13 protein-coding genes and 1 pseudogene are annotated in these 14,525 nt (G+C 70.8%); 1 reads left to right on the top strand and 13 read right to left on the bottom strand.

Going from position 1 to position 14,525, the window contains the following annotated elements:
- Nucleotides 1–106: 106 nt before the first annotated feature.
- A complete protein-coding gene (locus AB0M47_RS25820; protein ID WP_363418480.1) occupies nt 107–1,285 on the bottom strand; it encodes an ROK family transcriptional regulator in 1,179 nt (392 codons plus the stop codon).
- A 171-nt stretch (nt 1,286–1,456) separates the two neighbouring features.
- On the opposite strand from AB0M47_RS25820, the gene AB0M47_RS25815 reads away from it, so the two are divergent.
- On the top strand, nt 1,457–2,953 hold the full coding sequence (locus AB0M47_RS25815) for a glycoside hydrolase family 3 N-terminal domain-containing protein (RefSeq protein ID WP_363418478.1): 1,497 nt from the start codon (nt 1,457–1,459) through the stop codon (nt 2,951–2,953).
- Nucleotides 2,954–2,995: 42 nt separating this feature from the next.
- Here AB0M47_RS25815 and AB0M47_RS25810 read toward each other — a convergent pair whose 3' ends face one another.
- The 12 genes and pseudogenes from AB0M47_RS25810 to AB0M47_RS25755 form a co-directional block, all read right to left on the bottom strand.
- A complete protein-coding gene (locus tag AB0M47_RS25810; protein WP_253761090.1) occupies nt 2,996–3,619 on the bottom strand; it encodes a histidine phosphatase family protein in 624 nt (207 codons plus the stop codon).
- Nucleotides 3,616–4,002, bottom strand: a complete 387-nt coding sequence (rsfS, locus tag AB0M47_RS25805; RefSeq protein ID WP_363418475.1) for a ribosome silencing factor — start codon at nt 4,000–4,002, stop codon at nt 3,616–3,618. Before rsfS ends, AB0M47_RS25810 begins: the two co-directional genes overlap by 4 nt.
- A gap of 116 nt (nt 4,003–4,118) precedes the next feature.
- Nucleotides 4,119–4,706, bottom strand: coding sequence for a nicotinate-nucleotide adenylyltransferase (gene nadD, locus AB0M47_RS25800; RefSeq protein WP_253761088.1), 588 nt, complete (start codon nt 4,704–4,706; stop codon nt 4,119–4,121).
- The gene (gene pepN, locus AB0M47_RS25795; RefSeq protein WP_363418473.1) at nt 4,703–7,159 is read right to left on the bottom strand and encodes an aminopeptidase N; all 2,457 of its coding nucleotides are present in this window, start codon (nt 7,157–7,159) and stop codon (nt 4,703–4,705) included. Before pepN ends, nadD begins: the two co-directional genes overlap by 4 nt.
- A 49-nt stretch (nt 7,160–7,208) precedes the next feature.
- Entirely contained in the window at nt 7,209–7,643 is a 435-nt protein-coding gene (locus AB0M47_RS25790; RefSeq protein WP_363418471.1) for a GNAT family N-acetyltransferase, read from the bottom strand.
- Nucleotides 7,644–7,734: 91 nt separating this feature from the next.
- The gene (obgE, locus tag AB0M47_RS25785; protein ID WP_363418469.1) at nt 7,735–9,189 is read right to left on the bottom strand and encodes a GTPase ObgE; all 1,455 of its coding nucleotides are present in this window, start codon (nt 9,187–9,189) and stop codon (nt 7,735–7,737) included.
- 84 nt (nt 9,190–9,273) lie between these two features.
- Entirely contained in the window at nt 9,274–9,531 is a 258-nt protein-coding gene (rpmA, locus tag AB0M47_RS25780) for a 50S ribosomal protein L27 (RefSeq protein WP_253761084.1), read from the bottom strand.
- Nucleotides 9,532–9,541: 10 nt separating this feature from the next.
- The gene (gene rplU / locus AB0M47_RS25775) at nt 9,542–9,856 is read right to left on the bottom strand and encodes a 50S ribosomal protein L21 (protein WP_253761083.1); all 315 of its coding nucleotides are present in this window, start codon (nt 9,854–9,856) and stop codon (nt 9,542–9,544) included.
- A 276-nt stretch (nt 9,857–10,132) separates the two neighbouring features.
- Nucleotides 10,133–10,639 (bottom strand): hypothetical protein, encoded by a 507-nt coding sequence (locus tag AB0M47_RS25770; protein ID WP_363418466.1) that lies wholly within the window; start codon nt 10,637–10,639, stop codon nt 10,133–10,135.
- Nucleotides 10,640–10,743: 104 nt separating this feature from the next.
- Nucleotides 10,744–11,244 carry a hypothetical protein gene (locus AB0M47_RS25765; RefSeq protein ID WP_363418464.1) on the bottom strand — a complete coding sequence of 167 codons (501 nt, stop codon included), beginning with the start codon at nt 11,242–11,244 and terminating at the stop codon, nt 10,744–10,746.
- 119 nt (nt 11,245–11,363) lie between these two features.
- Nucleotides 11,364–11,879 carry a hypothetical protein gene (locus tag AB0M47_RS25760; RefSeq protein WP_363418462.1) on the bottom strand — a complete coding sequence of 172 codons (516 nt, stop codon included), beginning with the start codon at nt 11,877–11,879 and terminating at the stop codon, nt 11,364–11,366.
- Nucleotides 11,880–12,021: 142 nt separating this feature from the next.
- Nucleotides 12,022–14,496: pseudogene (locus AB0M47_RS25755) on the bottom strand (Rne/Rng family ribonuclease); the annotation flags it as partial.
- Nucleotides 14,497–14,525 lie beyond the last annotated feature (29 nt).

Here is a 14,525-nt window from a genome sequence, read left to right as displayed (position 1 = left end):
GCCCCCTCCCCCCACCCCTCCCCGTTGATCATGGAGTTAACTGCGGTCTCGACGGTGTGTCGAGGGTGCAAACTCCATGATCAACGGGGAAAGGGAGGGGGCGGGGTTAGTTGGTGGTGGAGCCGAAGACCTGGTCGCGTACGGCGTCGAGGCCGGTCAGCAGCGCCCCACGCAGCACCGGCTCGGCGCCGACCTCGGAGACGACGACGCGCGGCGAGACCACCGAGATCGCGGCGACCTCGTGCTGCACCCGGTCGGCGAGCGGGGTGCCGCCGGCCTGGCCGACCTCGCCGGCGAGCACGACGAGCGACGGGTCGAGGACGACGCCGATGGAGGCGACGCCGAGCGCCAGCCGCCGGGCCAGCTCGTCGAGGACGGGACCGCCCTTGGTGCCGGCGGCGATGGCGGCCCGCACCGCTTCGCCCGCCGTACGCCCCTTGAAGCCGTTCTCGCGGGCGACGGCGAGCACCGCGTCGGCCCCGGCGATGGCCTGGAACGCGCCCTTGGCCCCCCGCTTGCTGACGTCCCGGGGCAGGTCCGCGCCGGGGACGGGCAGCCAGCCGATCTCGCCCGCCGCACCGGTCGCACCGCGATGCAGCCGCCCGCCGAGCATGACGGCGAGGCCGACGCCGCGGTCGATCCAGACGAGGAGGAAATCGCCGACGCCGCGCGCGGCGCCTTCGTGCGCCTCGGTGACGGCGGCCAGGTTCACGTCGTTCTCGAAGAACACGTCGGGGATCAGGTCCTCGCGCAGGTTGGCGAGCAGGCCGCGATGCCAGCGCGGCAGGTCCCAGGCGAAGGCGATGTCGCCGGTCGCCGGGTCGACCAGACCGGGGGTGCCGAGGACGATCCGGCGGATGTCGCTCAGCGCCGCCCCGCCGAGGTCGGCCGCCTCCAGCACGGCCGAGTGCACGAGGCCCACGGGGTCGTCGGTGTCCCGAGTGGAGTGCTCGACACGGCCTACTATCGAACCTGTGATGTCGGCGCAGGCCGCGACCACGTGATCCGGGCCGACATCCACGCCGACGACGTAGGCACTGGACGGTGTCACCGCGTAGAGCTGGGCATTCGGTCCCCGCCCACCGGCCTGCTCGCCGACGCGCCGGACCAGGCCGCGCTCCTCCAGGCGTTCGACCAGCTGGGATGCGGTGACCTTGGACAGGCCGGTGCGTTCGCCGAGCTGGGTACGCGTGAGGGGACCATGCTCCAGCAAGAGTTCGAGTGCGGCTCGGTCATTGAGAGCGCGCAGGAGACGGGGGGTTCCCGGGAGACGAGCAGATGACATGGCGGCAGCCTCTGGCGTTTAGTAAAGTTTCTTATTAGATTGGCAATGCTTTACCACTAACGGCTAGGGTACGACGTCTCAGTAGGTGTGGACGTCCCCCCGCTCAAGCGACACGGCCCCGCCGCACCGGCGGAGGTCCACCCCGGAACACGACGAACAGTGGGACACGAGATGACGATCGACCCCGGGCTGCTGCGCCTCATCCTGCAGACCCTGCTCCCCTCCTTCGGTGGACGGACCGAATCGGGCGTGGGCATCGGCGCCGGACGGCTCGACGCCGAAGCCCTCACCGCCCCCCGATGGGCCGTCGACCTGGTATCCGAAGGGCTGGCCGGATTCTGCCTGTTCGGGTACAACATCGAATCCCCCGAACAGCTGGCCCGACTCACCTCACAGCTGCGGGCGGCCCGCCCCGACGTTCTGATCAGCCTCGACGAGGAGGGTGGCGACGTCACCCGGCTCTACCACCGCAGCGGCAGCCCGTACCCGGGCAACGCGGCGCTGGGATTCATCGGCGACTACAGCCTCACCAGCCGCATCTACCAGGCGATCGGCCAGGATCTGCGGGCCGCCGGCGTGAACCTCAACCTGGCGCCCACCGTCGACGTCAACGTCGCCACCGACAACCCGGTCATCGGCACGCGCTCGTTCGGCGCCGCCACCACGCAGGTCGCCGCGCACACCGCCGCGGCCGTCGTCGGCCTTCAGTCGACCGGCGTCGCCGCCTGTGCCAAGCACTTCCCCGGGCACGGCGCGACGGTCAGCGACTCCCACCTCGGGCTGCCGACCGTCGACGTCAGCGAGCAGGTGCTGCGGGAACGGGAACTGCCGCCGTTCGCGACGGCGGTCGCTGCCGGGGTCAAGTCGATCATGACCGCGCACATTCGCGTACCAGTGCTGACGGGCGATCTGCCCGCGACCTTCAGCCGGCGCGTGCTGCACGACCTCCTGCGGGCGGAATTCGGTTTCACCGGCGTGATCGTGACCGACGCGCTGGAGATGGCCGGGGCGGCGCAGGCCGCGGGCGGCATCGAGCGGGCCGCGGTGCTGTCCCTGAACGCGGGCAGCGACCTGCTGTGCATCGGCGCGGACGTGGACCTGGACCTGATCGAGCGGGTCGTCGCGGAGATCGCGGCGGCGGTCGAGCGCGGCGAGCTGCCCCTGGCTCGCCTGACCGAGGCCGCCGAGCGGAACTCGCAGCTCGCGGCGTGGACGCAGGGCGCGTTCCCGACCGAGATCGAGCCGGACCTGGGCTACGCGGCCGCCGCGCGGGCGATCCGCGTCGAGGGTTCGGTCGACGGTGTCGAGAATCCGCTGGTCGTGCAGCTCGTCGCGGGCTACAGCATCGCCGAGGGGCCGGTGCCGTGGGGCCTGGCCCAGCACCTGGGCGGGACCGAACAGCTCACCACGGACGCGGCGGAGACCTCGACCGGTGCGCTCATCGCGAAGGCGGGCGACCGCCCGATCGTGATCGTGGGCCGGCACATCCACCGCACCGAGCCGGCTCGCCGCCTCACCGAGGCGCTCGCGGCCGCGCATCCCACGGTGGTCGTGGAGATGGGCTGGCCGGCGGAGTGGCGGCCGGCGGGCGCGAAGGCGTTCATGAACACCTTCGGGGCCAGCCGGGCCAACGGTCACGCGGCGGCGGCAGCTCTGCGCCTCGCGTGACCCGCGGGTGGCCGGACTCTCACGGGGGGAGTCCGGTCACCCTCAGTTCACGTTGTACGCCTGAAGCCGCCAGCGGCCCTTGGACTCGACTCGCAGCTCCACCCAGTGACAGTTGCCGATCGAGCCGAGGGTGGGCAGGAACTCCTCCGGCAATCCGAGGAACGCGGCGACGCCGTACTTGATCGAACCGCCGTGCGTGGTCAGCACCGCCAACCCGCCCGGTACGCGTTCCGCCGTCTCCCGGATCACCTCGCCGACCCGCTTGGCCAGGTCGGACAGGGGCTCGATGCCGTCGCCCGGATCGGGGTCGGCCGCCTCCCACCGCGCCCGGGACTCCGGGAAGCGCACCTTGATCTCCGGCGTCAGCAACGTCTCCCACAAGCCGAACCCACGCTCCCGCAAGCGGGCGTCCCGTTCCGGCCGCATCTCGATCAGCTCGGCCAACGCGTCCGCCGTACGCGCGGCGCGCTGGAGGTCGCTGCTGATGAGCAGATCCGGCTTCAACGGGGCCAACCGGGCCGCCGCCTGAGCCGCCTGCTCCCGGCCGAGGTCGTTGAGGGGCACATCAGTCTGGCCCTGCACGCGGTGCTCGGCGTTCCAGTCGGTGTTGCCGTGCCGCCAGAGGATGATCCGGGTGCCGGGCGTCAGGCCCTCCGCGCTGGTCATGACGGGCTGTCGGCCAGGTCCCGATCGACGAACTCGATCCGTGGGCAGTCCTTCCACAACCGGTCGAGCGCGTAGAACTCACGCTCCTCGGAGTGCTGGATGTGCACCACGATGTCGACGTAGTCGAGCAGCACCCAGCGGCCCGACCGCTCACCTTCACGCCGGACCGGCTTGGCCTTCTCCGGCAGCTCCAGCAGCTTCTCCTCGATCGCGTCGACGATGGCGAGCACCTGCCGCTCGTTCGGCGCGGACGCCAGAACGAAGGCGTCGGTGATGATCAGCTGGTCAGCCACGTCGAGCAGGACGATGTCTTCGGCCTTCTTGTCCGCCGCGGCCTGAGCCGCGGTCAGCGCCATCTCGACAGCACGCTCGGATGCTGGCACCTGGTTCCTTCCGTCGGGGACGTTTCCCTGACGTCCAGGATCTCACAGGTGGTGGCCTTCGCACCCGCGAGATATGACGCTTATCGCCCTCCGGCTGCGCGGGGATAGAGTCCTTTTTAACGGTACAAATGATGTTTTGCGATGTATTGCACGACACCGTCGGGCACGAGATACCAGACCGGCTGCCCGGCGGCCACCCGCGCGCGGCAGTCGCTCGACGAGATCGCCAGCGCGGGCACCTGGACGAGGGTGACCGCCTCCGACGGCAGGTGCGAGTCGCTGAGGGTGAAACCCGGCCGGGTGACGCCGACGAAGTGAGCCAGCTCGAAGAGCTGATCGGCGTCCTTCCACGAGAGGATCTTCGCCAGCGCGTCCGCCCCGGTGATGAAGAACAGCTCGGCCTGCGCGCCGTACACCTCGCGGAGTTCGCGCAGCGTGTCGACGGTGTAGGTCGGCCCCTCCCGATCGAGGTCGACCCGGCTGACCGTGAACTGCGGGTTCGACGCGGTCGCGATGACCGTCATGAGGTAGCGGTGCTCGGCCGCGGAGACCTTGCTGTCCGGCTTCTGCCAGGGTTTCCCGGTCGGCACGAAGACGACCTCGTCCAGGTCGAACCGGTCGGCCACCTCGCTCGCGGCGACGAGGTGGCCGTTGTGGATGGGATCGAACGTCCCGCCCATGATGCCGATACGACGCCGGCTCATCGCAGGTTCCGTTGGCGTACCGCCCGGCGCAGGTCGTCGGTGGAGTCCGCGATCGCCCGCGCGAACTGCGTGTTCAGGCCGGGCTGGGCGAGCATGCGCTCGGCTTGCTCCACAGTGGAGGCGTACGCCGCGGTCACCGGGTAGGCGGCCCCGCCGAGGGTCGCCAGCAGGTAGCCGGACCGCCACTCCTGCGACGCGGGCAGCTCGGTGAAGTACCGCTCGACGTACTCGTCGGTCAGCTCCCAGTGCTCGGCGCGCCAGAAGCCCTGGCCGATCGCCTCCAGCATCCGGTTCGACAGTTCGCGGTCGCGGACGATCTGCTCGAACGCGGTCGCCTTGGCCGCCGCGTCGGGCCGGGCGGCCCGGCAACGAGCCGCTTCGACCGCGCCCCGCGCGGTCCCGTCGCGGGACTGCTCGGCGTCCAGCTCAGCCTCGGTCAGATCGCCGAGGACCGCCAGCCGCAGCAGCATCGACCAGCGCACCTCGTCGTCGACGGCCAGGCCCTCGGGCAGGTCTCGGCCGGCGAGCCAGGCACGGACGGGTCCGGCGGGCGTACCGCTGATCAGGGTGCGGAACGCCGCCAGCTGCAAGCTGCCGCCCGGCGCGGCTTGCGCCAGGATCGCCTCGCACGCGTCGTTCACCGCCGCCTGCCCCGCCGCCCGCTGGCCGACCGGGAGGAACCGGCTGATCGCGATGCCCCGGGCGAAGCCGAGGATGTGCTCGGCCACGCCGACGTGCGTCTCGGCCGCCAGCGAGCTGCGGATCAGGTCGAGGAAGTCCATCGCGGGGACTTCGCCGTCGCGTACGGCGTCCCAGATCGCGCCCCACACGACCGCCCGGTCCAACGGGGACGTCAGCTGTCCGAGCAGGCGGGCGAGGTCGGCGCCCCGGGCGAACCGAACCTTCGCGAAGGTGAGGTCACCGTCGTTGAGCAGCACGTCTTCCATCGTCACACCGTGCAACGCGGCGACCTCGGTCACCGGACCGTCCACATCGGTCTCGATCCGCTTCCGTACGCCGGTGGCCGGTTCGGTCCAGCTGATGCCGATGCGATGCGGCCGAAGTGTCGGGTACGCCGCCGGCGCGGTCTGCTCCACCGCGAAGCCGTTCTCGGTGAGCACCGGTCGCAACGTGTTGACCTGCGGCGACCGCAGCCACTTGTCGGCCCAGCCGGACAAGTCGCGACCGGACGCCTCGGACAGCGACGCGAGCAGGTCGTCCAGGGTTGCGTTGCCCCAGGCGTGCTTGTCGAAATGCGCCCGCAGCCCGGCGAAGAACGCGTCGTCGCCCAACCACGCCACCAGTTGGCGGAGCGCGGCGCAGCCCTTGGCGTACGAGATGCCGTCGAAATTGGCGAACGCGGACTCGGTGTCGGCGACGAACACCGGGGCGACCGGGTGCGTGGACGGCCGCTGATCGGCGCCGTAGCCCCAGATCTTGCGCTCGCTGGCGAAGTCGGCCCAGGCGTCGGTGTAGCGCGTGGCCTCGGCGGTGACCCGGTAGCCCATGTAGGTGGCGAACGACTCGTTCAGCCAGATGTCGTCCCACCAGCGCATCGTCACCAAGTCGCCGAACCACATGTGGGCCATCTCGTGGGCGACGATCGACGCGCGCCGGGACCGCTCGGTGTCGGTGACCGCGCTGCGGTAGATGTACTCGTCCCGGAACACGACCAGGCCGGGGAACTCCATCGCGCCCCAGGTGAACTCCGGGACGAAAGCCTGCTCGTACTTGCCGAACGGCAGCCGGATGCCGAACAGCTCGTGATAGCGGTCGAGGCACTGCTTGGTCAGCTCGAACAACTCCGGCGCGTTCTCCGCCAACGCCTCCGTGTACGACTTGCGGGCGTACAGGGCGAGCGGGATGCCGTCGTGCTCGTCGCGGAGCTCCGCGTAGGGGCCGCCGATGATGGTGATCAGATAGGTGCCGACCGGCTTGGTCTGCTCGAACTCCCAGCGGCCCGGCTCGGTCTGCACGCCCGCGGCGTTCGAGCGCACGATCCACGACGGATCGGCGGTCGCCCGGATGGTGATGGGCGCCTTCAGATCGGGCTGGTCGAAGCAGGCCATGAACCGCGGCGCCTCGGCGATCGACGGCTGCGCGTAGACGTACGCCTCACCGTCGGCCGGGTCGACGAACCGGTGCAACCCCTCGCCGACGTGCGAATAGGCGTACTCGGCGAGGACGACGACCTCGTTGCGGGCGGCCAATCCGGTCAGCGGCAGCCGGCCGTCCGCGTACGCCGTGAGCGGAGCGCCGTTGAGCGTGGCGCTGATCAGCCGCGTCGGCCTGAGTTCGAGGAAGGTCTCCGCGCCCGGTTCGTCGACGCCGAAGCGGACGACCGTGGTCGTGCGGAAGGACTCGGTGCTCGTCAGATCGAAGTCGAGCTCGTAGCTCAGGTCGCGAACGACGCCGACGCGCGTCTTCGCCTCGTCGTAGGTCAGGCTGGCCATCCCCCCATCATGCCCGCCCCGGCGACCGGTCGAAGGCGAGGGGTGATCTTCAGGCCAGCTTCTTCTCGAAGCACACCGACAACGGGTTGCCGACGTACTCCCCGAACGGCGGAATCCGGTGATAGCCGGAGGCTTCGTAGAGCGCGATCGCCTCCGGTTGGCGTACCCCGGTCTCCAAGATCACGGTGTCGTGGCCCTCCGCCTGCGCACGGCGCTCGAGGCCCGCGAGGATCCGGCGCCCCACGCCGCCGCGGCGGTTCGCGGGCCGCACCCACATGCGGGTCAGCTCCGCGACTCCCGGCGCCACGGTCGCCACGGCGCCGCAGCCCACGGGCTCGCTCATCTGGTACGCGACCACGAAGCGCGCCAGCGGGTCGACCGGGGTGATGTGCTCGTCCGGGTACCGCGAGAGCAGTTCCTTCTCGGCCGCGAGGACGAGCAGGGTGACGTCGGGGTGAGTGACTTCGCGGTTCTGGATCAACACTCGCGAGACGCTAGCCAGGGCACGTTTCCGGGCTGTTTCCGGTTCCGCACAAACGGTTCGTGAGAGTGATCACTCCCCGATCACTCATCCGTTACTTGCCGGCGCCCTCGTCGTCGGCCCACTCGCCCTCGACCTCCTGATGGACCCGGCGCGCCTTGCGGGCCGCCAACCGCTCGGAAGCGCCGGTACGCGGCGTCGTCAACGCCTCGTCGATCCGGATGTCGGTGCCCCGGTTGCCCGGCACGTACGCCGCACCGGCGTACACGGTGGGCTGCCAGTCGAACTCGCGCTCGCCGATGCGGACCGGCGCACCGGGCTCCGCGCCCGCCTTCGCCAGCGCGTCCTCGACGCCCAGCCGGGCCAGCCGGTCGGCCAGGTAGCCGATGGCCTCGTCGTTGTCGAAGTTGGTCTGGCGGACCCAGCGCTCCGGCTTGGTCCCGCGAACCACGTAGACGCCCTCGTCGTCCTGCTCGATGGTGAACCCGTCGTCGTCGACCGCCTTGGGCCGGATGACGATGCGCGTGGGCTCCAGCACCGGCTTGGCCGCCCGCGACTGCTCGACCAGTTCGGCCATCGCGTAGGTCAGCTCCTTGAGCCCTTCCCGGGTCGCGGTGCTGATCTCGTAGACGTGGTAGCCCCGCTCCTCCAGGTCCGGCCGGACGATCTCGGCCAGGTCCCGCCCGTCGGGCACGTCGATCTTGTTGAGCACGACCAGCCGCGGCCGGTCCTCCAGGCCCCCGTACGCGGACAGTTCGGCCTCGATGGCGTCGATGTCGGCGAGCGGGTCCCGGCCGGGCTCCAGCGTCGCGGTGTCGACGACGTGCACGAGCACAGACGTACGCTCGATGTGCCGCAGGAACTCCAGGCCGAGCCCCTTGCCCGTGGCCGCGCCCGGGATCAGGCCCGGCACGTCGGCGACGGTGAAGGTGTGCTCCCCCGCCTGCACGACGCCCAGGTTCGGCACGAGCGTCGTGAACGGGTAGTCGGCGATCTTCGGCTTGGCCGCCGAGATCACCGCGATCAGGGAGGACTTCCCGGCGCTCGGGAAGCCCACGAGGCCCACGTCGGCGACGCTCTTCAGCTCCAGGACGGCGTCGAGCCGGTCGCCGGGCTCACCGAATTCGGCGAAGCCGGGCGCCTTGCGCCGGGAGCTGGCCAGCGCGGCGTTGCCCCGCCCACCTCGGCCGCCCCGGGCCAGCTCGAAGGTGGTCCCGATACCGACCAGGTCGGCCAGCACCTCACCGGACGGGCTGAGCACGACGGTGCCGTTGGGGACCTTGAGCACCAGGTCCTCGCCGTTGGCGCCGTCCCGGTTGGCGCCGGCCCCACCCTTGCCGTTCTGGGCCTTGATCCGCGGCTTGAAGTGGAAGTCCAGCAGGGTGTGCGCACCCTGGTCGACGGTCAGGAAGACGCTGCCGCCGTGGCCGCCGTTACCGCCGTCCGGCCCGCCGAACGGTTTGAACTTCTCGCGCAGGATCGACACGCAGCCATGCCCGCCGTCCCCGGCCTGCAGGTGCAGCACCACTCGGTCGACAAAGGTTGCCACGGTTCAATCCTCTCAAAACAGTGAGCGGGTGGAGCGCTTCTCGCGCTCCACCCGCCTCACCAGCTGACGCTTGTTGCGAAGCCCTCAGGCTCCGGCCGGCACGATCGACACGGTCTTGCGGCCGCGCTTGGTGCCGAACTGCACCGAGCCGTCGGCGAGCGCGAACAGCGTGTCGTCGCCGCCCCGGCCGACCAGGTCACCCGGGTGGAACTTGGTGCCGCGCTGACGGATCAGGATCTCGCCGGCGCTGACGACCTGACCGCCGAACCGCTTCACGCCGAGGCGCTGGGCGTTGGAGTCACGACCGTTACGGGAGCTGGACGCACCCTTTTTGTGTGCCATATCGGAACGCCTACTTCCCGGTGGAGATGCCGGTTACCTTGACCTGGGTCAGCGGCTGACGGTGACCCTGGCGCTTGTGGTAGCCGGTCTTGTTCTTGAACTTGTGGATCCGGATCTTCGGGCCCTTGGTGTGGGCCACGACCTCACCGGAGACCGAAACCTTGGCAAGCTTGGCCGCGTCGGTCACGAGGTCGGCGCCGTCGACGACGAGAACGGCCTTGAGGGCAACCTCGTCACCGGGCTGGCCGGCCAGCTTCTCGACCTCGATCACGTCGCCCTCGGCGACCTTGTACTGCTTGCCGCCGGTCTTGACGATCGCGTACATGGGACGCGGACTCCCTTGCGTAGTGATCTACGCCGATCGCTGAACGGCCGGCGCTGTCTGGCGGATAGTGTGCCTACGGCCGCTGCCGCCGCCGGGTCAGCACATTGCACCCGACGGCTGGCGCGCACGCCAGCACTCGGCACCCGAGTGGGCACCGCAGAGAAGATTACGCCATGAGCCGCCCAGACCCCAAACCGGGGAGCCCCGGTGGGGCCGAGCGGTGGCCGGAGTCACCCGCTTCAGCCTGCTGTGAGCAGGTGACTCCGGCCACAGCGCTCACGAGTCGAGATCGACTCCGGCGGCCTTACAGAGCGTGGTGGCCGTCTTCGAGCCGTCCTTCTGGTCGATCGCGGCCAGCTCCTTGTCGATGTCGTCAAGGCTGGTCAGACCGTTGATCGCGGTCGCCATGTCGGCCTCGGTCGCCAGCAGGGCGGCCTTCAGCGCCGGGTCCTCCGCCGTCGCGGCGACGTCCTTGACCTGGCCGACCCAGTCCACGAGGACCTTCTTGACCGCGACGATGGTGGCGGCGGTGATCTCGGCCTGAGTCTTCTTGCCCTTGATCGCCTCGGTGACGGCGGTCTGCAGGGTCGTGTCGGACGGCATGGTGCTGAGCTTGGTCTTCAGCTCGGTGCACACCGTCTTGGTGTTCGCCGTGTAGTCCGGCTTGGCGCTGGTGGCCGCCGTCGACGGGCTGCCGGAGGCGCCGTTGTCGGTTGAGGTACCACAGGCCGCCGCGGTCAGCAGGGCGGCGCCCAGCGCGGTCAGGGCAAGTGCGCGTCGCATGTCGGATCGCAATCTTTGAGGGGTTGACTCGACAAAACGCCGCCGGGGCGGACCCCGGCGGCGTCGTGACTGTAGCGGACGGCCTGACCAGGCCGACCGTCCCCCTACTCGAAGTTCTTGAGGGTGACGCCCGCGTCGGTGCAGACCTTCTTGACGTTGTTCGACGCGGTGTCCAGGTCGGCCGCGACGGACTCGATCTCGGCCGGCGAGGAGAGGTTCGCGACCTTCTCGTACTTGGCGCCCAGGTCGGCCAGCGCCGCCTTCAGCTCGGGCGCGGCGGCCTTGTCGGCCTCCGCCTTGATCGTGGCCGCCGCGGCCGCCAGGAGCGGCTTGACCGTCGCCCAGGACTTCGCGGCGGTGGCGGCGTCGCCGGAGGAGACCGCGGCGACGGCCTTCGCCAGGTCGGCCTTCGCGGTCGCGTCGAGGCTGCCGTACAGGGTGTCGATCGCGGTGCAGGCGGCGGTGGTGTTCGCCTTCACGTCCACACTGGCGGCCGTGGTCGGGGCCGCCGACGGGCTGCCCGTGTTCGTGTCGTCGGAGGAGCCGCAGGCGGCCGAGGCGAGCAGGGCGCCGGTGAGGGCGGCCAGCACGAGTGCACGTCGCATGTCGCTGTCTCAATCTCGTGAGGAATGGCAAGCGCCGCCCCCTCCCCGGGAGGCGGCACTGCGGCGCACTTTAAGCGATCTCCCAAACTGCTTCAAACCGAGGTGAACCGAGCTTCGGCTCAGCTTGTCCAGTAGACGGTGCAGGTCTGCTGGATGGTCTGCCCGGCCTGGGTGACGTCGGGGCTGGTCAGCAGTGATCCGGCGGTCTGGAGGTCGGCCGGCTTGGTGAGCTGCGCGGCGGCCCGGTCGAACGCGTCGGCCTCAGCCGTCAGCGCCGACTTCAGTTTCGCGTCGAGTGCGAGCGACGCCTGGCCGCGTAGTCCCGCCGCCCATTGGCCGAGCAGGGACTTGACGTCGGCGACCGCGGCATCCGCTGCCGCGCCGCCGTTCTGGGCCGCGGCCACGGCGTCGGCGAGCTTCCGGGTGAACTGAGCGGCGCCGTCGGCGGCCACCGAACGGATCTGCCCGCAGACGGCCTTGGTGTTGCCGGCGAGGTCGGTCGGGGCGGCACTGGCACTTGGGGACGCGGTCGCGGCGGTGGTCGCGGTCGCGGTGCTGCTTCCGCCGGCCGACGGCGTACCGGTGCCGGCGCAGGCGGTGGCGGCCGCGAGAACCCCGGCGAACAGCAAGGTCATTCGCGTGACGGTAGGGGTGTGTCGCATGAGGACTTCGTTCCCCGGAGACCACCCCGGCAAACGCGACAGCGGTTGATCGTTATCGATCAACCGCTGTCAGCTGCATGTTCTCAGGGCTGCCGTTTCTCAGGGCTGCATAGTCTCAGGGGCGCGTACGCCGTCGGGCGCCGCCACGCCGGCCCCGGCGCCGGCCGCCGCGCTCGTGCTCGTCGGCCTCCTGACCGTCGCCCTCGTCGCCGTTCAGCTCCTCGGTGTCCTCGACGACCTCGGCCTCACCCGCGAACGGATCGTCCGGCTCGGCCGGGGCGTCCTCGTCGTCGGCGGACGCGTCGCGGTGCGCCGACGCGGCGACCTCTTTGACCTTGTCGCCCGCCGCCTTCTCGTGGCCCTTGTCCCCGGTACGCCCGGAGCCCCGCTCGGCGACCGGCTCGGTGTGGATGACCACCCCGCGGCCCTTGCAGTGCTCACAGGTCTCGCTGAACGCCTCCAGCAGGCCCGCGCCGATCCGCTTACGCGTCATCTGGACCAGGCCGAGCGAGGTGACCTCGGTGACCTGGTGCTTCGTGCGGTCGCGTCCGAGGCACTCGGTGAGCCGCCGCAGCACCAGCTCGCGGTTGCTCTCCAGCACCATGTCGATGAAGTCGATGACCACGATGCCGCCGATGTCGCGCAGCCGCAGCTGGCGCACGATCTCCTCGGCCGCCTCGAGGTTGTTCCGGGTGACGGTCTCCTCGAGGTTGCCGCCCGCGCCGGTGTACTTGCCGGTGTTGACGTCGATGACCGTCATCGCCTCGGTCCGGTCGATCACCAGGTGGCCGCCGGACGGCAGGAAGACCTTGCGGTCCAGCCCCTTGAGGAGCTGCTCGTCCACCCGGTACGCGGCGAAGACGTCCACCGAGCCGGTGTAGCGGTGCACCCGCTCGACGAGGTCGGGCGACACGTGCTTGAGGTATCCCTCGACGGTGTCGTACGCGTCGGAGCCGGCGATGACCAGTTCCTTGAAGTCCTCGTTGAACAGGTCCCGGACGACCCGGACGAGCAGGTCGGGCTCGGAGTAGAGCAGCGCGGGCGCGCCACCGGTGCCGGCCTTGGCCTGGATCTCCTCCCACTGCGCCTGCAAGCGGGCGACGTCGCGGGACAGCTCCTCCTCCGAGGCGCCCTCCGCCGCCGTACGCACGATGACGCCGGCGCCTTCGGGGACGAGCTTCTTGAGGATGTCGCGCAACCGGCGGCGCTCGACGTCGGACAGCTTGCGGCTGATGCCGGAGGCGGTGCCGTGCGGCACGTACACCAGGTGGCGGCCGGACAGCGCGACGTGGCTCGACAGCCGGGCGCCCTTGTGCCCGATCGGGTCCTTGGTGACCTGCACGAGGACCGAGTCGCCGCTCTTCAGCGCCTGCTCGATGGACCGCGAGCGGCCTTCGAGCCCGGCCGCGTCCCAGTTCACCTCACCGGCGTAGAGCACGGCGTTGCGGCCCCGGCCGAGGTCGACGAAGGCCGCCTCCATGCTGGGCAGCACGTTCTGGACCCGGCCGAGGTAGACGTTGCCGACCATGGTCGCGGCGCTGGCCCGGGTGACGTAGTGCTCGACGAGGACGCCGTCCTCGAGGACGCCGATCTGCGTCCGGTCGCCCTTCTGGCGTACGACCATGACCCGGTCGACCGCCTCGCGGCGGGCCAGGAACTCGGCCTCGGAGAGGATCGGGGGGCGGGTGCGACGCTGCTCACGGCCGTCCCGGCGGCGCTGGCGCTTGGCCTCGAGCCGGGTCGAGCCGGTGACGCCCTGCACCTCGTCGGAGGGCTTACGGCCGTCCCGGATCTTGACGATCGTGGGTACGCCGTCCTCGTCGATCTCGTCGACCTCGGAACCGGCGCCCTTGCGGCGGCGACGGCGACGGCGACGGGTCAGCGGCTCACCGCTCTCGTCCTCCTCGCCCTCTTCCTCTTCAGCCTCGTGCTCCTCGGCGGCCTCGGCCTCCTCGCCGGCGTCCTCCGCGGTGCCCTTGCCCCGGCCACGTCCCCGGCGGCCCCGGCGACGACGACGGTGCTCACTGTCGGCGTCCCCCTCCGCCTCGGCGCCGTGCTCGTCTTCCTCGGCCTCGGCTTCGGTCTCGGTCTCCACGGCCTCCGCGACCTCGACGGGCTCCGCAGCGGCCTTCTTGCGGCGGCGACGGCGGCCCGACTCGGCAGGCGCCTGCTCCGTTTCGGCTTCCTGGACCGGTTCGTCCCGCTCCGGACGGCTCTCGCCCCGGGTGTCGCGGTCCCAGGCATCCCGGTCAGCGCGCTCGGCCCGCGCGGGGCGGGCCGGGGGCGTCTGCGGCTCGGGGGCCATGAACAGCACGGTCGCGGCCGGGCGGCGACGGCCCGGCGGCTCCTCGACGGCCTCGGGGGTCTCCGCTTCCGCTTCAGCTTCCGCGGGAGTCTCCTCGTCGGCGGTGGCCGCCTCGGTCTCGGCCGACTCAGCGTCCTCGGCCGACTCAGCGTCCTCGGCCGACTCAGCCTCCTCGGCCAGCTCAGCCTCCTCGGCCAGCTCCTCCTCGCCGGGCTCGGCGTCCTCGACGAGGGGGACCGGCTCGGGCTCGGGGGCGGCCGACCGGCGACGCGTACGCGTCACTCGCCCGGTCTCGCCGGACGAGTCGTCGGTGT

The organism is Hamadaea sp. NPDC051192 (assembly GCF_040682475.1).
Lineage (GTDB): Bacteria > Actinomycetota > Actinomycetes > Mycobacteriales > Micromonosporaceae > Hamadaea > Hamadaea flava.
The sequence above is the reverse complement of the archived record's forward strand: the minus strand, read 5'-3'. Positions and strand labels throughout refer to the sequence as shown.